This window comes from Microcoleus sp. FACHB-672, assembly GCF_014695725.1.
GTDB lineage: Bacteria > Cyanobacteriota > Cyanobacteriia > Cyanobacteriales > Oscillatoriaceae > FACHB-68.
Genome location: NZ_JACJOU010000020.1, coordinates 24,251 through 44,488, shown reverse-complemented (window position 1 = coordinate 44,488; position 20,238 = coordinate 24,251). Strand labels below are relative to the sequence as shown.

At 47.7% G+C, this 20,238-nt stretch carries 19 protein-coding genes; 12 read left to right on the top strand and 7 right to left on the bottom strand.

What is annotated here, in order from left to right; translation table 11 throughout:
• The first annotated feature begins 48 nt into the window (after nt 1-48).
• The 3 genes from H6F56_RS16220 to H6F56_RS16210 all read left to right on the top strand — a co-directional run bounded on the left by H6F56_RS16220 (nt 49) and on the right by H6F56_RS16210 (nt 2,589).
• Nucleotides 49-1,104 (top strand): class I SAM-dependent methyltransferase, encoded by a 1,056-nt coding sequence (locus H6F56_RS16220; protein ID WP_190670039.1) that lies wholly within the window; start codon nt 49-51, stop codon nt 1,102-1,104.
• A 168-nt stretch (nt 1,105-1,272) separates the two neighbouring features.
• Nucleotides 1,273-1,773 carry a YbjN domain-containing protein gene (locus H6F56_RS16215; protein ID WP_190670037.1) on the top strand — a complete coding sequence of 167 codons (501 nt, stop codon included), beginning with the start codon at nt 1,273-1,275 and terminating at the stop codon, nt 1,771-1,773.
• A gap of 54 nt (nt 1,774-1,827) precedes the next feature.
• Nucleotides 1,828-2,589, top strand: coding sequence for a lipoate--protein ligase family protein (locus H6F56_RS16210; protein WP_190670035.1), 762 nt, complete (start codon nt 1,828-1,830; stop codon nt 2,587-2,589).
• Here H6F56_RS16210 and argF read toward each other — a convergent pair.
• The 4 genes from argF to H6F56_RS16190 form a co-directional block, all read right to left on the bottom strand.
• Complete coding sequence (argF, locus tag H6F56_RS16205) at nt 2,575-3,495, bottom strand: ornithine carbamoyltransferase (RefSeq protein ID WP_190670033.1); 921 nt, start codon at nt 3,493-3,495, stop codon at nt 2,575-2,577. The genes H6F56_RS16210 and argF overlap by 15 nt on opposite strands.
• Nucleotides 3,496-3,792: 297 nt before the next feature.
• Complete coding sequence (locus tag H6F56_RS16200; RefSeq protein ID WP_190670030.1) at nt 3,793-4,206, bottom strand: response regulator; 414 nt, start codon at nt 4,204-4,206, stop codon at nt 3,793-3,795.
• A 292-nt stretch (nt 4,207-4,498) separates the two neighbouring features.
• Nucleotides 4,499-4,894 carry a response regulator gene (locus H6F56_RS16195; RefSeq protein ID WP_190670027.1) on the bottom strand — a complete coding sequence of 132 codons (396 nt, stop codon included), beginning with the start codon at nt 4,892-4,894 and terminating at the stop codon, nt 4,499-4,501.
• A 74-nt stretch (nt 4,895-4,968) separates the two neighbouring features.
• The gene (locus H6F56_RS16190) at nt 4,969-7,122 is read right to left on the bottom strand and encodes a GAF domain-containing protein (RefSeq protein WP_190670025.1); all 2,154 of its coding nucleotides are present in this window, start codon (nt 7,120-7,122) and stop codon (nt 4,969-4,971) included.
• A gap of 755 nt (nt 7,123-7,877) precedes the next feature.
• Here H6F56_RS16190 and H6F56_RS16185 point away from each other — a divergent pair.
• Nucleotides 7,878-8,417, top strand: a complete 540-nt coding sequence (locus H6F56_RS16185; protein WP_190670023.1) for a pentapeptide repeat-containing protein — start codon at nt 7,878-7,880, stop codon at nt 8,415-8,417.
• Between the two features lie 480 nt (nt 8,418-8,897).
• Entirely contained in the window at nt 8,898-12,290 is a 3,393-nt protein-coding gene (locus H6F56_RS16180) for a PAS domain S-box protein (protein ID WP_190670021.1), read from the top strand.
• Between the two features lie 106 nt (nt 12,291-12,396).
• On the opposite strand, the gene H6F56_RS16175 is transcribed toward H6F56_RS16180, so the two are convergent.
• Nucleotides 12,397-12,660, bottom strand: coding sequence for a transporter suffix domain-containing protein (locus H6F56_RS16175; RefSeq protein ID WP_190670019.1), 264 nt, complete (start codon nt 12,658-12,660; stop codon nt 12,397-12,399).
• Between the two features lie 8 nt (nt 12,661-12,668).
• The gene (locus tag H6F56_RS16170; RefSeq protein ID WP_242032051.1) at nt 12,669-13,430 is read right to left on the bottom strand and encodes a carbohydrate ABC transporter permease; all 762 of its coding nucleotides are present in this window, start codon (nt 13,428-13,430) and stop codon (nt 12,669-12,671) included.
• Between the two features lie 436 nt (nt 13,431-13,866).
• Between H6F56_RS16170 and H6F56_RS16165 the strand changes: the two genes are divergently transcribed.
• From H6F56_RS16165 to folE, 6 genes are all read left to right on the top strand, one after another.
• Entirely contained in the window at nt 13,867-14,562 is a 696-nt protein-coding gene (locus H6F56_RS16165) for an aldehyde oxygenase (deformylating) (RefSeq protein WP_190670015.1), read from the top strand.
• A gap of 326 nt (nt 14,563-14,888) precedes the next feature.
• Nucleotides 14,889-15,914, top strand: a complete 1,026-nt coding sequence (locus tag H6F56_RS16160) for a long-chain acyl-[acyl-carrier-protein] reductase (RefSeq protein WP_190670013.1) — start codon at nt 14,889-14,891, stop codon at nt 15,912-15,914.
• Between the two features lie 4 nt (nt 15,915-15,918).
• The gene (locus tag H6F56_RS26910; protein ID WP_255513733.1) at nt 15,919-16,041 is read left to right on the top strand and encodes a hypothetical protein; all 123 of its coding nucleotides are present in this window, start codon (nt 15,919-15,921) and stop codon (nt 16,039-16,041) included.
• A 23-nt stretch (nt 16,042-16,064) separates the two neighbouring features.
• Complete coding sequence (locus H6F56_RS16155; protein ID WP_190670011.1) at nt 16,065-17,045, top strand: acetyl-CoA carboxylase carboxyltransferase subunit alpha; 981 nt, start codon at nt 16,065-16,067, stop codon at nt 17,043-17,045.
• 271 nt (nt 17,046-17,316) lie between these two features.
• Nucleotides 17,317-18,042 carry an SDR family oxidoreductase gene (locus H6F56_RS16150; RefSeq protein WP_190670009.1) on the top strand — a complete coding sequence of 242 codons (726 nt, stop codon included), beginning with the start codon at nt 17,317-17,319 and terminating at the stop codon, nt 18,040-18,042.
• 108 nt (nt 18,043-18,150) lie between these two features.
• Complete coding sequence (folE, locus tag H6F56_RS16145; protein WP_190670007.1) at nt 18,151-18,873, top strand: GTP cyclohydrolase I FolE; 723 nt, start codon at nt 18,151-18,153, stop codon at nt 18,871-18,873.
• Between the two features lie 59 nt (nt 18,874-18,932).
• Here the strand turns inward: folE and H6F56_RS16140 are convergent, their stop codons facing one another.
• Entirely contained in the window at nt 18,933-19,568 is a 636-nt protein-coding gene (locus H6F56_RS16140) for a phosphoribosylanthranilate isomerase (protein WP_190670004.1), read from the bottom strand.
• 157 nt (nt 19,569-19,725) lie between these two features.
• Here H6F56_RS16140 and psaK point away from each other — a divergent pair, with 157 nt between their 5' ends.
• A complete protein-coding gene (gene psaK / locus H6F56_RS16135) occupies nt 19,726-19,992 on the top strand; it encodes a photosystem I reaction center subunit PsaK (protein WP_190670001.1) in 267 nt (88 codons plus the stop codon).
• Nucleotides 19,993-20,238 lie beyond the last annotated feature (246 nt).

Here is a 20,238-nt window from a genome sequence, read left to right as displayed (position 1 = left end):
TATTAATAATTACATCTTCACATACCTAAAATTGACTGTTCCACTCCCATGCCTGACACCCTAACTAAACTCGCCTATCAAAGTTTCCAACAAGGTAAAACTTACTTTGGTCTGGCTCACAAAGCGATCAGTTCGCAATTGCTGAACTTGGTTAGTCCTTCTAAACAGAAAACTCAACCCCTACATCCAGAACTTTTACTAAAACTTCAACAAAGGTTGAATCAACTGCTTGAAAAAGACTGGCAGGATGCCGAACAAGGCGTGTATCCTTTCACCTTGCTGTTTGATAATCCTTGGGAAGATTTTTTCCGCTACTATCCGCTGATTGTGCTAGATATGCCGCAAATCTGGGAACGCGCGAACCAGAAAAAATATCATGAATTTTCCCCAGATATTAAGACAGAAGGTTATCCCAGCTACTACCTGCAAAACTTTCACCACCAAACGGACGGCTATTTAAGTGATATGTCCGCCAATTTGTATGACTTGCAGGTGGAAATTTTATTTAACGGTGCGGCGGATGCCATGCGCCGGCGCATTTTAGCCCCTTTAAAGCAAGGATTGCAAGCTTTTAGTTCAATCCCACCTCATCAAATTCGGGTTCTAGATGTGGCTTGCGGGACTGCGCGCACCCTAAAATTCATTCGGGGCACCCTGCCAGAAGCTTCCCTGTTTGGGACGGATCTCTCACCGGCCTACCTCCGCAAGGCAAATCAGTTACTCTCGGAAAATCCGGGAGAACTGCCGCAACTTTTACAAGCCAATGCAGAGGAGTTACCCTACCTGGATAACTACTTCCACGCATTGACTTGCGTTTTTCTGTTCCATGAGTTGCCAGCAGAGGCGCGGCAGCAGGTAATTGAGCAATGCTTCAGGGTAACAAAACCGGGCGGAGTCTTTGTGATCTGCGACTCAATTCAGGCGAACGATTCTCCTGATTTTATGCCGATGATGGAAAACTTCCCCGCTATGTTTCACGAACCTTACTACCGGCACTACACAACGGATAATTTAGTAGAACGTCTGGAAAAAGCAGGGTTCACGAATATCACCACGGAAATTCACATGGTGAGCAAATACTGGATCGCCCACAAACCATCCTGAGTGAAAAGTGAGCGGGATAAAGGGTGCGTGGGGGCGAGTTTATGGAATTCGCCCCCCACTCTTGATCTGCTGACGCCTTAAGAAAAAGTCAGTATCACTGGCTCAGAAGACCACTCACACGCGATACTGTTGCTTAAGGGACACCTTAACAGAGGAGGAGAGACTTGTATGACGACCAGTGAGCAAAATTTGCAAGCGGTTTCCGCTCAAAGCCCGTCAACTGAAGATATTATCACCAACAAACTGGTTGAAGATGCGACGACAATCAATCTTATCGGGGAGATTGAAACGGTTGTCACTAGTATGGCCATCGATCAAAAGGTGATGGTTGCCCAAGGCGAAGAGGGTCATCTTTGGAAGTTTAACTACGGTAGCGTTGAGGTGTTCGTGCAACTCACCGGCACGACGGATGATGATACCTTAAGCGTTTGGTCATTTGTGATGCAGCTGCCGGCTAAGAACGAACCGCAGTTAATGCGGAAGCTACTAGAAATGAACGCATCAGCCACATTTGAATCCCGCTTCGGCATTGTTAACGATCAGGTTGTGGTGATAGCAACGCGAACCGTAGCAGACCTTTCACCGACAGAAATTTCTAGAACCATTACAATTGTGGCGACAATCGCGGACGACAACGACGACGCGTTGCAGGCAGAATACGGGCAATAGTTAATAGGGCAAGGCTTCGCCAACCTAAAGGTAGGGGCACGGGGCATGGGATAAATGATAAAAACCGACACTTATAGCGTTCTCTCCTGTGCCTCTACCCCTTCTTGGCGTTTAATCCCGCTGCTGCAAGCGTCTGGGAACCTTCAGATGGCGATTGATCGTTGGTTGATGCAACAGCATAGTGCCGGCTTGCATCCGCCAACTTTACGGTTTTACACCATGTGGCCGCCGGCTCTTTCTCTGGGATATCATCAACATCGCTGGCCGGAATTTTGGCAACAAATCGAGTGGCAAGGGATGCCGGTGGATGTGGTGCGGCGTCCCACCGGCGGGCGGGCAGTGCTGCATCAGGGAGATTTAACCTATGCGGTAGTGACTTCAGGATTAGCCGGCAACCGCATTCAAGCGTATCAAGCAATTTGTGAATTTTTAATTGCCGGTTGGCGATCGCTGGGCATTGAGTTGCACTACGGGGATGCTGGGCGCAGTTACATTAACAACCCCAACTGTTTTGGCAATGCAACCGGCGCAGATTTAGTGACGGCTGCCGGTGTGAAGTTAATTGGCAGTGCTCAGTTAAGACGCGATGGCGCAATTTTGCAGCATGGATCGATGCGGCTACAGCCGGATACTAACCTGTTTTCTCAGGTATTTGGCGAAGAAGCAACACCGGCAGCTTTGTCCCTAAATATGCCAATTGAAACGATTATCAATGCGTTGGTTGCGGCTGCCGGCTGCTGTTTTGGGGTTGAGTTGGTGATGCAGCCGTTAACGGAGGCTGAGTGGCAAGAGATTCACCAATTAGTTTGCATCTAACACACTTGCCAACAAAGCCTTTTGCGCGTGCATTCGGTTCTCTGCCTGATCCCAAACCCGCGAATGAGAACCTTCCATCACTTCATCGGTAATTTCTTCTCCCCGATGTGCCGGCAGGCAATGCAAGACAATCGCATCTTTATCGGCATAACTTAAGAGCTGTTCATTGAGCTGGTAAGGTTGAAACAGCGGAACGCGATCCTTTGCTTGTTCCTCTTGCCCCATACTCGCCCAAACATCGGTGTACAGCACTTGGCTGCCGGTGGCAGCAGCGATGGGGTCATTGGTAATGGTAATTTCGCATTTGTCGCCGGCAAGTGTCCGCGCCTGTTCTACAACGTCGGCTGCCGGCATAAAGTCTGCCGGTGTAGCCACTCTGATATTCATCCCCGCCATTGCACAACCTAGCAGCAGAGAATTTGCCACGTTGTTGCCATCGCCTACATAAGTTAGGGTGATGCCTTTCAGCGTGCCAAAACACTCCTGAACCGTCAGCAAATCCGCCAAAGCCTGACAAGGATGTGCTTGGTCACTCAGGGCATTAATCACCGGAATATTTGCATAGTCTGCAAAAGTTTGCAAATCCGCTTGCGCGAAAGTACGAATGGCCAAAACGTCTAGATAGCGGTCTAAAACCCTTGCAGTATCAATCAGCGGTTCTCCTCGACTCACCTGAGTCACGCTGGGGTTGAGATCCATGACTTGGCCTCCCAACTGGTACATCGCCACAGAAAAGCTAACGCGTGTCCGAGTTGAAGCTTTGTAGAACAACAAACCCAAAACTTTGTTACATTGCCGGTTAATTTTTCCTGCTTTCATCTGTGCCGCCAGTTGCAGGAGTTCCTCTAATTCTCCATTGCTGAGGTCTGCCAAACTCAATAAATCGCGTCCTTTTAATGTTTCCATGCTCATCCTCCTCACTCCCTCCTGTAGATGCAATGGCGCGATTTCCAGCAGGTGCCTCAACGCCTGTCCGGATTCGCCGATCTGTTGATTGTCTTAAAAAGCTAGCAGATTTTTCCGTGTGCAGACTAGCCTGCTGCCTGTTTCGTCATGTACTCTTAAAATTTTCATAGGGTTCGTTAACACAAAACTTCTCTTCGTTTTAACAGGAAGCGACAAAGCGTTTTTCCCGTTAATTTCCTCGCATGGAAAATTGGAATTTTCTGCTACTTAAAAAAATAACTTATTTTAAATAATCGTTTATTTTTTATGATTTGGCTCATTATTATGATGATTTTTAACTTTCATCAATTCTTTAATTTGGATTAAAATTTGATCTAATCCAGCATCCTTTGCTAAAAAATCGTCAGCTTGTGGACACAATTTTTGACCGGCTTCTCTATCGTTTTGGCTAATAAATCCACTTGCTAACACTAAAATTGGCGGATTTTCTAAGGTTTTTTTGAGATGACAGATAATCTCACTGCCGCTAATCTTTGGTTCAAATTTAGCTCTAGGAATTGAGAAGTCTACAATGGCTAAATCAAACTGACTCGCTTTATTTAAAAAATTTTCTACTTCAAGAAATATAGAAACTTCAAATTCTTTTCTAAAGTATCGCTGGATTGCCAAACACCAATATTCATCATCATCGAGAACGGCAACCTTATACATTTTCCTCATTACCTTCTTTGATTGATGATACAAACTTTGAACTCTAACGCAGAGTTATTTAAATTGTTACATATAATGTTCGGTCAAAAATCGGCAAAAATTTAAAATAATATTAAAGTTATCGGCTAGCACTCGGTGCAACCGGCAAATAAAAGCAAAGTCGTTGTGTTATATCTTTCGGTTGCGGCAGTTTACCTTTACCAACCGTCTTATTGCTTTCCATACTTCTCGTAAACTCAACGCTTGTTGACTTTCTGCTAAGCCCAGCATTAGGCACAGTGACTTTCAGTTTTTAATTCTTTTTAGTGAGCTGAGCGATTAATTCTAAAAGCGCCTCATAATCTGTGATGGGTTTAGTACAAAAATCATTCGCGTGGGAAATTGACAACAGGGTTTGTCGCTCTGTCAACATGGCATAGGCGGTAACAATAATAATCGGAATATGGGAGGTTGAGGGTTGAGTTTTGAGGATGCGAGACAAGTCTGCCCCACTAACTTCTTGCCCTTCCCAAGTTGCCCCCGGTAAGTTGACATCCATAAGCACGATGTCTATACTTCCCGATTCACATTGCTTGAAAATTTCAACTGGATTGTCTGTAATGGAGACGGTATGCCCTCCCATGCGTTGAATTAATTTGGCCGTACCTTTGGCCAAGAGGTAATCATCATCAACGAGTAAAATGTTCACTCGACACCTCTGCAATGGTTGCTGGACTGGAATCAATGGGTTTTCCCTGAATTACAGGGGGTATTTGAGGCATCCTACATCCACGGTAAAGTGAAAGCAACTGTTGTGCCGTGTCCCAAACCGGGGCTTTCCAGCCAAATTTGACCCCCCATCAGTTCAGCCAAACGTTTGCAGACGGTTAAACCTAAGCCGGTGCCGCCATAGCGCCGCTTAATTGAGCCATCTCCTTGCACAAACGGTTCAAATAGCAAACTCGCTTGGGTGCTGTCGATGCCGATGCCGGTGTCAGCGACGGAAATTTCAGCAAATTGCCGGGAAAATGGCTCTGGTGCCCCAGCAGTGGGAGAAAAACCGGCACCGAGTCGTTTGATAGCCCGAATGCGAACCTCGCCGGTGCTGGTGAATTTAAAGGCATTTGAAAGAAGATTTGTCAGGATTTGCCGGAGTTTGACTTTGTCAGCCCAGAGGCTTTCCACCTCACACTCCACGATCAGGGGAATATTCTTACACCGGCTATCAATACTGAACATCCGCGTGAGTTCTTCAAGTAAGGGCGGCAGACTGACTCGCTCAAAGTTAAGATTCATCCGACCGGCTTCTATCTTGGCAATATCCAATACATCGTTAATAATTGCCACTAAATTTTCTGCAGATTGGTGGGCGACGTGGATATATTCTTTTAACTCTTCTTCGCTGTCATAATAACCTTCTTTTAGGAGTTTCAGGTAATTGAGTGTCGAGGCAAGCGGTGTGCGTAATTCATGGCTGGTGGAGGAGAGAAAATCCGATTTTAACCGGCTGGCTTCCTCGGCAGCGGCACGGGCGGCATTGAGTTCTTGGTTTCGCATTTCCACTAACAGCCGGTGTTCCCGTTCCCACAAATAAAGCCGGTTTTGCATCACCGCCATCGCCAAGTGAGTGCCCAAAGACTGCACCAGTTCCAGTTCGTCACGAGTCCACTCTGGGGCTAGACCGAGTTTTAACTCTCGCCAAACTTCAAACGAATCACGGACTCTTGCTGTTCGTTCATCTGGGTTAAAACGACCCGCCCACAGGATATCCGTATCAATTTCATTGCGGAAAAGGGTGAGGCAACCAAGGGACTGTTGCCCGTAGCGCAGGGGCATCACCAGCAAGCTGCGTATAGAGCCGGTACGAAAACTGGGCGAGACCGACTCCAGTAAAGGTTCTTGGTAAAGATCCCTAACAATGCGAACCGAGGCGAGCGCGCGCGTTTGTCCGGAGAAGGCGTTGGAGTCAAATAGCCACTGATCGACCTCATCAGCAGTTGGTTGATAACCTACTCCTGCTAAGCTTTCTTGCGCCATCAAATGTTGCCAGAAGGGATGATATTCCAGCCAGATTGCTCTGCCGGTTTCAGAGGGTAAATCGGGTTGTTCACCGATAGTGTAAAGTTCTGGAAGTGAGGCGGTGTCCATTGGATTCAGGTAAAGTCTGCCGCCGGCGCAAGCAACAGATTTTACGACTCTTCCCAAAACATTTTGTAGGCTTTCTTGAATATTGAGAGGCGCGTGTAGCAGTTTAGAAATTTGATTAATTAAAGTTTCTCGACGTGCCTTGGTACGGGCTTGCTCTAGCAGATTAGATTGGGTGATCGCAACTGACACTTGATCCGCGATCATCTGCACAATTTGCAAGTCTTCCGATGAGAAAGTCTTAGGATCTACGTGATGGGAAACCAGCAAACCCCAAAGTTCTCCCTCGTGTAAAACCGGCACCACCAGAGACGAGTTTACCCCCATCCTTGTCAGGTATTCCACATGGCAAGGATCGACAGGTCGTTGTAGTACCTCTTCAATGGTTTGCGCTCGCACTTCTTCAATGCTTAAGCCGCCGGTGGTATCCACAGAGTTGATACAGTTAAAGGTGATACGCTGGGCTGCAACATCCACAATTGAACGCACTCGTGCCTTAACAAACAGCTCGCGGGCGTGAACGGGAATGTCGCTGGCAGGAAAGTGCAAACCTAACAGTGATGGCAGACGATTCTCATAGATGGACTCGGCTATCACTTCGCCGGTGCCATCTTCATGAAATCGATAGACTTTCACCCGATCCGTGTCGAGAAACAAGCGCATTTCTGCCACTGTAGCCGACAGAATTTCTGATAACTCTAGGGATTGACGGATGCGATTTGTCATCCGATTTAACAAACTTCCCTGAGTTAGGGCTTCACTTACATCCTTGTTTCTAGTTGAGCGGCTCATTTGTATGACTTTCTGCTATCCTATAACTCAATCTTACTGGTTACTTTTCTATTAATTTAATAAAATTTATTTTAAATTTTCAAATATCTAATTCTAAAAACAACACCCCACAGATTTAAGCGTTGCGAAATTTTTAGAAGAGAAAAAACTTTAATGAAGCAGATTAAATTTGATATCATTTCTAAAAAAGGGGCATAGAGCATAGGACTTTTTCTGCGGGAATTCCTAATAGACAAGAGATAGGATACTGACAAAAAAGGTATAGAAGATAAGTCTATTTACCTACGAAATACAGTTAACGGGTGTTTTTTGGAAAATCTACTAACTGATGTATTCTTTTGTTACAGGGTTTTATACTTGATCGCCTGTGGAGACTTAAAATTTTAAAGAGGGTTGTTAAAACTTGAGTCTCTGCAAGCAGATTGATCAATTAGGCCGAAACCGGCTTGAACCGGCTCGCTGAAAAAACCTTTGCATCGCTCCCTGACAAGCTTTTTCTCATTTGCACATCTACTAATCTAGCTTTAATGGAGATGAGATTGGGAACTTCCCGTCAGAGACTTTGGATTTCTCCAACCTGAGTTGTTCGATTTCGGGTATCAGCTTTCTGTTGCTTTAAAGAAAAGGGTAATAATTGTAAATAATTCTCCAGTTCTGAAAAAACGAAAAATCTGTTAGGAATTAAGGGAAAAACCGGCGGCAATGCCACTGAGTTGTTCCAACAGTCAAGATTATTGTGCCCAAAAAAAATCAAAATGGCTAACGAACGACATCTTGCGGTGCTTAAAGAAGGAACTGCTGACTGGAATGCGTGGCGGTTAGAGTCCCCCCCAAACTGCCCTGACTTGCGGAAGGCGTTGTTATACCAGATGAACCTAGAAGGGGCGAATCTTAAGTGCGCTGACTTGCGTGAGGCTAACCTATTCTGCGCCAATCTTGCTGGTGCTAATTTAGCGGGGGCTAACTTGGTTGCGGCTGATCTGCGTCAAGCCAATTTAGCAGGGGCTAACCTTGAAGGTGCCAATATGCTTTCAGTTGACCTGCGCGAGGCGAACTTAGCCGGCGCTAACTTGGTTGCAGCGAATCTGCGGATCGCCTATCTTCGTGGATCTGATATGCAAGGGGCAGATTTGCGGACGGCAAACTTGCACGGCGTTGATATGGCCAAAGTTAACCTCAGTCGCGCAGACTTGCGCGGGGCGGCCCTTAAAACCACTAATCTTGTTGGTGCAAATCTCCAGGAAACGAAATTGGGTGATGCCAACCCTGAGGGCGTCACGCCTCAACTTGGTTAAATGCCACTCATCCACTGCTTACCCCCGCTGTGCAATACACGACTTTCGCATCTGCTGGTCTACGTCCAGGTTAACACTTAAAATCATCCTAAAGGTAGAGTTTATTTGAGAGTAAAACAGCCTAAGGTTAGATATCTTCCCATAATGTTTTCTCAAACCCAAAGAACGCCGAGCCGACTCTACTAGCGAGAAGCCAAAACTGCCACAGGCTAACGCTCTACATCTTCAACTAACACCACTTGACATTTGAATAGCCTTCCCTGCCCTTGAGATAAAAGGGTAAGCAGCCGCTAAAGCTGCAAAGGGAAAGGTGTAAGTTGCATCTATCCAGTGTCGGCACTTTTAGTATTCATGGGTCGGCACAACAGGCGCTGGTTATTGTCCAACAAAAGCCCTGATCTTAAGTGGAACTTTCTAACATATTCACACGCTCGGAAAATTTGCCCAGAATTTTTTATACTTTTTTAATCGGATAGCCCCATGACACTTCTTCCTACTCAGACCCTGCACTGCCATCCCTCCGACCGTAGCGCACCCAGCCTGATGGAAGACGTGTTCCGACTATATGAGCGGGCTTTGGACGCAACCAGCACCGGCATCGTCATTGCGGACGCAACCCAACCCGACCAGCCCCTCGTTTACTGCAATCGCGCCTTTGAGCGCATCACCGGCTACTTGCGAGAAGAAATTATCGGGCGTAACTGCCGGTTTTTGCAAGGGCCAGACCCCGATCCAGTCGCCCTCCAAGAAATTCGGTGCGCCCTGCGCGAAGAGCGTGACCTACAAATCATCTTGAAAAACTACCGTAAAGATGGCACCCCATTTTGGAATGAACTTACCATTTCGCCGGTACGCGACAACGACGGGCGATTAACTCACTTTATTGGGGTGCAGACAGAGATCACCGCTCGCAAACAAGCAGAAGAAGCCTTACGAGAAACCGAAGCCAAATATCGCAGCATCTTTGAAAACTCCACCGAAGGCATCTTCCAAACCACACCAGACGGACGATACCTGAGCGCCAACCCAGCCTTAGCCAGAATTTATGGCTACGACTCACCTGAAGAACTGATGCGATGTTGCGGCGCACACAATATTTATGTTGAGAATAGCCGGCGCAGCGAATTTACACACCACATCCAAGAACAAGGTTCAGTTAGTAATTTTGAAGCCGCAATTTACCGAGCTGACGGTAGCGAAATTTGGATTTCAGAAAACGCTTGGGAAGTCCGAAACCAACAGGGCGAGCTTTTGTACTACGAAGGCACCGTCGTGGATATCACCCAGCGCAAACAAGCCGAAGCCGCCTTGCGAAATCAAGAATACTGGCTCAATACCTTAATCGACGCAGTCCCGGATGCCGTTACCTTGAAAGACAGCCAGGGGCGCTGGGTTGTGGCCAATCAATCCGCCCTCCAACTTTTTGGCCTAGAATCGGTAGAGTATCGCGGCAAAACAGACGATGCCCTCGCCCCCTATATCAGCGAACCCCACAAACATCTCTTAGCCGAGATTCGGCAAACCGATGAAACCCCCTGGACTGCCGGCAACCATCACACCCAAACCCTGCCACAGTCAGATGCCTCAAGCAAAGTCTATGACACGCACAAAGTGCCCCTGTTTAACCCGGATGGCAGCCGCAAAGGACTCGTTGTTGTCAGCCGCGACATTACAGATCGCATCGCCGCAGAAGCCGCACTGCGAGACAGCGAAAAGCGCTTCCGCACCATTTTCGAGGGTGCAGCGATCGGCATGGGACTTGCTTCTGTCAAAGGACAAAAACTGATTGCCACCAACCCGGCATTTCAGGCAATGCTAGGTTATAGCGAAAGCGAGTTGCGCGGCATGACGTTTACTGCTTTGACTCACCCAGACGATGCCGATTTAGAGGGCGATTGGCCGGCGAAGGGCGAACACAACGCTTACCAAAGTGAAAAACGCTTTATTTGCAAAAATGGTAGCATCTGCTGGGGCCGGCTGAGTGTCTCCCCGCTCCGGAATGCTCAAGGCCAAGTCCAGTTTATTCTAGGCGTGGTGGAAGACATTACTGCTGCCAAGCAAGCGGCTCTTGCCCTATTTCAACATGAAGCTAAATGGCGGTCACTGATTCGCCATAGCTCTGATATCATCACGATTACGGATGCCGAAGGTACAATCCTCTACGCCAGTCCCTCAGTCTCGACGGTGTTGCGTTACCCACCGGAAGAAATGGTGGGGCAGTATGCCTTTGAATTTGTCCACCCTGAAGACTTGCCCCAAGCACTCGCTAATCACGAACGTCTGACAAGTAAGCCGGCAGTCTCAATTCCTCAAGAGTATCGCCTCCGGCGTGCCGATGGTTCTTGGTGTTTTCTGGAAGCGGTTAGCGTTAATTTACTCGAAGATCCGGCTGTTAAAGGAATTGTCATCAACTCCCGCGACATCACATCTCGCAAACAAGTCGAGTTGCGGCTGAGTAAAATTAATGAGTGCTTCTTGGGATTTGGCACCAATGCCGTTGAAAATATCCAGAGGCTAACTGCACTGGCAGGAGAACTCTTAGGAGGCGCTTGTGCGCTTTACAACCGGCTAGAGAAGATTGGGCAAACACAAGAGAAGCCCTTGCTGCACTCAGTTGGACAGTGGCATACCCCAGCTAACTATTGCCCGGTGGATCGCGCTGATGGCCATATCTGCTATGACGTGATTCAGCAAGGGAATGCTGAGGCTGTCATTATTTGTGACTTGCAGAACACCATTTATGCCGAGACTGATCCGTCTGTAGCATCTTACGGGCTGCAGACTTACATCGCTCAAGCAGTGCGCCGGGGAGAGACTTATCTCGGTTCTTTGTGCGTGATGTATACTGAGCCGATTACATTCACGGAAGCTGACCAGAAGCTGATGGGGATTGTTGCTGCAGCGATTGGAGTCGAGGAAGAACGCGCAGCAGCCGCTACAATAGAACGCCAAAAATCCAGAGAATTAGAAATTACTTTGCACGAGTTGCAACAAACTCAACTGCAACTGATTCAAACTGAGAAAATGTCTTCTTTAGGTCAATTGGTGGCTGGGGTTGCTCATGAAATTAACAATCCCATTGGGTTTGTCACCGGCAATTTAAGCCATGCGACGATTTACATCCAAGATTTGTTAGGTTTGGTAGAACTTTATCAACAAGAATATCCAGAACCGACTGCACGAATCCAGCAGGAAGTTGAGGCGATTGATTTGGATTTCTTGCTGCAAGATTTGCCTAAGCTTCTGGATTCGATGAAAATGGGGGCGGAACGCATCTGCGAAATTGTGCGAACGCTGAAAAATTTCTCTCGCTTAGATGAAGCGGAAGTCAAGCCGGTTAATATTCATGAGGGAATTGATAATACACTGCTGATTTTACACAACCGGCTAAAATCCAAGGGGTCTTTTCCTGGGATTGAGGTCATTAAAGAGTATGGGGATTTACCTCCCGTCGAGTGTTATGCCGGCCAAATTAATCAAGTGTTTATGAATCTCCTGGCGAATGCCATTGATGCTTTGGAAGAGTCCTTTGCTAGTGCCGATACAGCCGATGCTCAAACCTCAACATCTGAATGTAAACTCCCCACGATTGGGATTCGCACCTTTGTTTCCGCTGCCGGTGGTATTGTCGTAGCAATTTCTGATAATGGCCCTGGCATTCGGGAAGAAGTCCGTAAGAAGCTATTTGATCCCTTTTTTACCACAAAGCCGGTGGGCAAAGGTACTGGACTTGGCTTATCCATCAGCTATCAAATTGTGGTGGAAAAGCATGGGGGGAAATTATCCTGTTTATCTGATCCGGCAAAGGGAACAGAATTTATTATGGAGCTTCCCAGCCGGCCACAAACAGATGCTTTAAATACGCAAAGTTAAAAATATACTTGATCTCGTTATTTTCTCAGATGAAAAAATAAACAAACTTGTTTGTTTGCTCATCATCTATTTTCCTAAAAATTCCATTTCTCCCTAGTGCCCTTATTCAATGCCGCCTGATCCACTTTCTCAAACGCTTCCACAACGTGCGAAGATTAAAATAGCGTCGGTAGCGGGTTGCGGCTTCTTTTCCTACCAGTAACAACGCCAGCCAAAAAGCTACTTCTGCTAGAACTAGCATGACTGGAACCAAAACAGCTTTAAAGGCAGCAGTTAATGGCAGCCACGGCACAATAGCAACAATGGCAATCCAGGGAAGAAACGAGAAAATGATTAAAAATAGACCTAGCTTTTGTAAATTTCTCGACATCTCGCCGTTTAGTTCTTAATTCCTGTCGTAGCAATGCCGCGAATGAACTGCCGCTGGCCGGCAAGAAATAGCAACACAACCGGCACGGTTGCAATCACTACGGCTGCCATTAGTAACGACCAGTTATTGGTAAATTGCTCTTGAAAATCTGCTAAAGCGAGCTGTACCGTTCTCAGTGCTGGTCGGGTGGTGAAAATTAAGGGTTTGAATAAATCATTCCACTCACCGATAAAGGTGAACAAAAACAGTGTGACCAAAGCCGGCCTGGCTAACGGTAGCATGACTCGCCATAAAATTTGCAGCCGGTTTGCCCCATCAAGTGCCGCTGCCTCTTCCAACTCCACCGGCACTGTGAGAAAATATTGCCGCAGCAGAAAAATTCCAAATCCATTGGCCGCCGTGGGTAAAATCAGCGCTGCGTAGGTATTAATCAGGTTTCCCCATTTCAGCACTAGGAAGATGGGAATCACCAGCAGTTGAAATGGAATCACTAGCGTTGCCAGTACGATTAGCAGGACGATTTGCCGGCCCTGAAATTTTAACCGGGCTAAGGCGTAACCCGCTAGAGCCGAGGTGACAACTTGAAAGCCAGTAACTGCCAGGGCAACGAAGGTAGAATTGGCAAACGCTAGCAGGAAATTCCCGCGCCGCCACGCCTCCTGATAATTTACCAACGTCAGATGATTTGGCCAAATGCCCGATGTGCCGGTGGGGGTTAATGAAGAGAGAAATACCACACCCAGTGGCAACAGCACCACTGCCGCACCCATGACTAACGCAAGCAGGCTCAACCATGTTCCGATTTGAGAAGTATTTGCCGGCTGCGAGACAGACCGGGCGGATTTCTGGCTGTGCTGGCTTGCCGGTTTAAGATTATCCAAACTGTCTTGAGGCATGGGAGCTTATGAGATTTCCCTATTATAGGAATTACTAATTAAAATCACGACCCTTGATTTAAGGAAGCCTGATCAGATTTATTGCGTTATTTGTAGTTTATAATACATCTATTAAGATAAAAACCTGTCTGAGGGCGACCCGTTAAGACGCTAAAGCTTTCCCAGAGCCAATAACAGAGCTAAACCCTTTGTTGAAAGTTATGTAAAGTAAACTATAAGGTAAGTTACATTCCACAACCTTTAACTGTTGCCCTACAGTTTACGGGTCAATCTCGTATCGGCTTACTCGTGATGAGGAGAAAAGAAACCTATGCCGCAGCTTGAGGCCAGCCCAACCATCGATTTTCAAAGCGAAAAATACAAAGACGCTTACAGCCGCATTAACGCCATTGTTATCGAAGGCGAACAAGAAGCCAACGAGAACTATATCAAACTGGCTGAACTGCTGCCCGATCAAAAAGATGAGCTGATCGGCTTATCGAAAATGGAAAACCGTCACAAGAAAGGATTCCAAGCTTGCGGGCGGAACCTTGAAGTGACCCCTGATATGGAATTTGCTCGCAAGTTTTTTGCCGGCTTGCACAAAAACTTTCAAGTGGCAGCAGCAGAAAATCAAGTTGTAACCTGCTTGCTGATTCAATCACTGATTATTGAGTGTTTTGCGATCGCTGCTTACAACATCTACATTCCCGTTGCTGATGAGTTCGCTCGCAAAATCACCGAAGGCGTCGTCAAGGATGAATATAGCCACCTCAACTTTGGAGAAGTTTGGCTGAAAGCACACTTTGAAGATTCCAAAGCTGAACTAGAAGAAGCCAATCGCCAGAACCTCCCGCTTGTCTGGCGGATGCTGAACGAAGTTGAAGCAGATGCCAGTATCTTGGGGATGGAAAAAGAAGCACTGGTTGAAGATTTCATGATTGCTTACGGCGAAGCCCTCAGCAATATTGGCTTCACTCCCCGCGAACTGATGCGCTTGTCTGCTTACGGTCTGGCTGCTGTGTAGTTCTCTCTCGGCTATAAAGCTGTCTGTTGTACCAAAATCAGTCTAAAAATCCAAGTAGGGGCACGCTAGGCCGTGCCTCTGCTATTTTAAGCAGATGTGTGCTGTAGTATGTTAATGATTAAGTAATCTTTAACAATTTTTGCAGTCCATGCCCGTGTAAGGATTCGGTGTTAGGGATCAAGGTCAAGAAAAGTGGAGCGAAGAATCATCTATTCTCTCCTCACTCTCTTACCTCCTCACTCCCTTGATGATGCGTGCGCGGATTAACATAATTTGTTTGCCCTTCCTCATTGCCCCCAGATTCACCGGCTCACCCCTAGCAGTTCATGTTTGGTTTAATCGGTCACCTTACCAGTTTGCAACACGCCCAGTCTGTCGCCAGAGAATTGGGATATCCAGAATACGCAGATCAAGGGTTGGACTTTTGGTGTTCTGCCCCTCCCCAAATCGTTGACGAGATTACTGTCACTAGCATCACCGGCCAAAAAATCGAAGGCCGGTATGTAGAATCGTGTTTTCTACCAGAAATGCTAGCTAGCCGCCGGATTAAAGCAGCCACGCGTAAAATCCTTAACGCAATGGCTCACGCCCAGAAGCATGGCCTAAAAATCACCGCTTTAGGGGGCTTTTCCTCGATCATTTTTGAAAACTTCAAACTGGAGCAGCAGTTCCAGCAAATCCGCAATATCAAACTAGAGTTTGAACGCTTTACCACCGGCAACACGCACACGGCTTATATTATTTGCCGGCAGGTAGAACAAGCTTCCCAGAAACTGGGAATAGAACTGTCAAAGGCAACCGTCGCAATTTGTGGCGCAACCGGCGACATCGGTAGTGCCGTCTGCCGGTGGCTTGACTCCCGCACCGATGTGGCTGAACTGTTGCTAATCGCACGCGATCAAGAACGATTGCAAGCTTTGCAAGACGAGCTAGGACGGGGCAAAATCATGCAGCTAGAGGAAGCCCTTCCCCAAGCTGATATCGTGGTTTGGGTGGCAAGTATGCCCAAGGGCGTGGAAATCGATCCAGCGCAATTAAAGCAGCCGTGCCTGATGATTGACGGCGGCTATCCCAAAAATATGGCCACCACAATTCAGCATCCTAATGTTTATGTGCTCAATGGCGGCATTGTTGAGCATTCCCTCGATATTGAGTGGAAAATCATGAACATCGTCAACATGGATGCGCCGGCGCGACAGCTATTTGCTTGCTTTGCCGAGTCAATGCTGCTGGAATTTGAGAAGCTGCACACCAACTTTTCTTGGGGCCGCAATCAGATTACCGTGGAAAAAATGGAGCTGATTGGCCAGATGTCCGTTAAACACGGATTTCGGCCCCTACTGAGTTACTAGCTGTTTGTCAGCAGTCAGTCGTCAGTTGTCGGTTGTTTCCTCTCAGTTGCCGGTTGGCTTTAAATTAAAAAAGCCAACTGCCGGCACTGAAACGATCACCACGCTTCCACTGACCGCTGACCGCTGATCGCTGACTATTGACTGTTAACTATGGCAACCGCTGAGCGCAGAACCTTTCTTTTAGACTTTGAAAAGCCCTTAGCAGAACTAGAGGGCCGCATTGACCAAATTCGGCAACTCGCTGAAGAAAACGGGGTCGATGTCTCCGAACAAATCCGGCAGTTAGAAGCGCGGGCTTTGCAACTGCGTCAAGAAATTTTTAGTAGCTTGTCGCCGATGCAGCGAATTCAGCTGGCGCGTCATCCCAGACGCCCCAGCACGCTGGATTACATTCAAGCGATGAGTGATGAGTGGATGGAACTGCACGGCGATCGCCGGGGTTCAGACGATCCAGCACTTGTTGGCGGCGTTGGGCGTCTTGCCGGTCGTCCAGTCGTGATGCTAGGTCATCAAAAAGGCCGCGATACGAAAGATAACGTGGCTAGGAACTTTGGCATGGCATCTCCCGGCGGCTACCGCAAGGCGATGCGGTTAATGGAACACGCCAACCGTTTTGGAATGCCAATTCTCACCTTTATTGACACGCCGGGAGCGTGGGCCGGCATCGAAGCTGAACACCTGGGCCAAGGAGAAGCCATTGCTTATAACCTCCGGGAAATGTTTAGTCTGGATGTGCCGATTATCTGTACGATTATTGGCGAAGGTGGATCGGGTGGGGCTTTGGGCATTGGGGTAGGCGACCGGCTGCTGATGTTTGAACACGCGGTTTATACTGTGGCAACGCCTGAAGCCTGTGCCGCGATTCTTTGGAAAGATGCCGGTAAAGCAGCACTCGCCGCAGATGCGCTTAAAATCACCGCTTGGGATTTGAAAAACCTCGGCATTCTCGACCATTTGCTGACTGAGCCTGTAGGGGGTGCCCATTCTGACCCGCTTAAGGCAGCAGAAATCCTCAAAAAGGCGCTGTTGCAGCAGCTGGATGAACTTTCCCAGCTCACAAGTCAGCAACGTCGGGAACTGCGATATCAAAAGTTCCGCAATATTGGGATGTTTGAAGAAGCTCGCGCTTAATTTATTTTGCTGTTTTCAAGCGATACCGTCTTTAAAAGACGATGAATTTGATTCGCCGGCAGAGGTATGGGCGGCTGAGGGCCAATTTAGAGTTCCCGCCCTTACCTACTGGCATCTAAAAGAATTCCAAAGCCTCAATGGTATAATTGCATAAGTTACAATTTGTAACAGTTTTCTCATACCGGCTCGCGTGCAGTTTTCTGACGCGACGGGCTTGATTCCGTGTGAGGAACGCAAAGCTCAAGCCGATCGGAGATAATCAAAACATTTAATGAATTTTCCAACAAAACGACGCGCCCTGATTACAGGAGCAAGCAGTGGGATTGGTAAAGCAACAGCCTTGGCGTTCGCGCAAGCAGGCGTTGATGTCGCCCTTGTTAGTCGCTCACAGGAAAAGCTAGAGACGGTTGCTGAGGCAGTCCGTCAGGCTGGCGTCAAAGCCGGTGTTTATCCCTTGGACTTGGCTAAGGTTGAGTTAGTGCGAGAAGGGATGAGTGCTATAGCCTCCGATTTTGGCCCTATTGATATCTTGGTGAATAATGCCGGCATGGGTTACACCGGCACCTTAATGGACACACCTCTAGCCGACTGGCAGGGGGTGATGGATCTGAATCTCACCAGCGTTTTTCAAAGCATCCAAGGAATTTTACCGATGATGCGCCAGCAAGGGGCCGGCATAATTATTAACGTTGCCTCTGTAGCTGCCTACCGCGCCTTTCCGGGCTGGTGTGCCTACAACGTCAGCAAAGCTGGCTTAGTAGCCCTTTCTAAAACCCTGGCAGAAGAAGAACGCGGCAGTGGCATTCGCGTCACAACCATCTGTCCGGGTAGCGTTAACACCCCTATTTGGGATACAGAAACCGTTCAAGCTGATTTTGAACGTTCTCAGATGTTAACCCCAGAAATTGTCGCCAGCTCAATTTTACAAATCGCACTGCTGCCTCAAGGGGCTGTGATTGAAGAAATCACGTTGATGCCGAGTGCCGGTGCTCTGTGAGTGTTGAGTTATAAATTAAACATTCGCAAGTTTGCACTCAGCTTGCCTCAGCGCTTACCCTTGAACACTAACTCTGCTAACCACTACACACCCTAATCTAGACTGCTAATGACTATTGCATCTTCCGGCGGATCGAACTCAATTATTAACAATTCCATAACGCCTGACTCTGCGGATGCTGTCGGCTTCGTTCAAACACGACCCGATCGCAATACTAAATTAGACGGGGCCAAACCTAATCTCCACCCTCCCACTGAAGAAGACAACGAGAAAATGATGGAAGCGGTGAAAACCATTCTGTTAGGCGTTGGAGAAGATCCAGAACGTGAGGGATTGCTCAAAACGCCGAAACGGGTGGCAGAGGCAATGCGGTTCCTCACCGGCGGCTACACCCAATCTTTAGAAGAAATTGTCAACGGTGCCATCTTTGATGAAGGTCATAATGAGATGGTGTTAGTCCGCGATATCGCCGCCTTCAGCCTCTGCGAACACCATATGCTGCCATTTATGGGCAAGGCGCACGTTGCTTATATCCCTAACCAAAAAGTTGTTGGGCTTAGCAAACTCGCCCGCATTGTGGAAATGTACTCTCGCCGGCTACAAGTGCAGGAACGCTTAACCCGTCAAATTGCAGAAGCGGTGCAAACAATTTTAGAACCGAAGGGCGTCGCGGTTGTGATGGAAGCCTCCCATATGTGCATGGTGATGCGCGGTGTCCAAAAACCCGGTTCTTGGACAGTCACCAGTGCGATGCTGGGGGTATTTCAGGATGAACAAAAAACCCGTGAAGAGTTTCTTAATCTCATTCGCCATCAGCCGGCGTTCTTTTAGGGACTAGGGGCTAGGGGCTAGGGGAGAACGAAAGAATACTTGATCATGCCCCATGCCCCCTAAACCCTAACCGCCAGTCTCTCAAATAATCTGGCGACTTTTATTAAATCTTTATCTCCCGGTGACCGCTCTACGCCACTTGAGAGGTCGATACCGGCAGGTTTAACTTGGTTAAGGGCATCGGAGACGTTTTCTGGTGTTAAGCCTCCAGCAAGCAGCCAAGGGCAACTGGGGTTAAATTCCTGTAAACTCTTCCAGTCAAGGGTTTGGCCGGTTCCGCCTTGCATCTGGGGGTGGTAGGCGTCTAATAGCAGCGTATCGACATAGCCGGCATAAGTATCGGCTTGATCGAGTGCCTCTGGTGAGCGCACTCTCAAAGCTTTAATAATTTCAATATTGGGCAGCAACCGGCGCAACTGCAGGCAAACGTCTGGAGATTCGTCGCCATGCAACTGGATGCCGGTTAAACCTCCAACCGCAACGGTTTCACAGATTTGCTCATTCGTCTCATTGACAAAAACGCCGATTCGGTCAATATTCACCGGCTCGATTCGGTCTGCTATTTCCCGAATTTGTAGCGAACTCACGTAGCGCGGGGATGCCGGTACGCAGATAAACCCTAAAGCAGTGGAACCCATCTGTGCGATCGCACACCCCTGATCGGGTTTCGTAATTCCGCAAATTTTTACTCGCATCAAAAAAGCTCTATTTCTGGTTAATTTTGTAGTTTTGTGTCAAAAATGCCACGATTTGTTAACTATTAAAACAAATATAGACGATCAACTCAACCTTTCATGTAGAAAATATAACAAACTTGTTTATCGCACCTTATCAAGGTTAGGAGATAGTAACTTGATTTACTCAACTTTACTGCTAACATCTGCTTCAACGGCGCAGTGGTCGCCCAATGTTGCGATCGTGATGGTTGTCGCCAATCTCTTGGCAATTGCTATCGGACGCTTTGCCATTCAGAAACGCGGAGTTGGCCCTCGTTTACCCCTTGAAGTGCCCGGTTTGTTTACCGGCTTTGGCTGGCCGGAATTGCTAGCAACCATGAGCTTTGGTCACTTGCTGGGTGCAGGCGCGATCTTGGGACTGGGTAACGCCGGCGTCCTGTAGGCAACATGAGGCGGTGAGGGGGAAGCCGGTGCTTTAGCTTGCTAGAACCTCACCCCACCCTTGAATTGGGGACTGAAGCATTAATCGGCAACGAATTGCTAGAAACTGCATTGAAAAGCGATGCGCCCTTTCAACGCGAACCGATAATAATTTAAGAAATATAAATTAAATCTAAAAAAAGATGATTCGCTTTCTTGATGACTCTTCAATTGAGAAACCGATTTCGCCGTAAAGAGTCTATGAGAT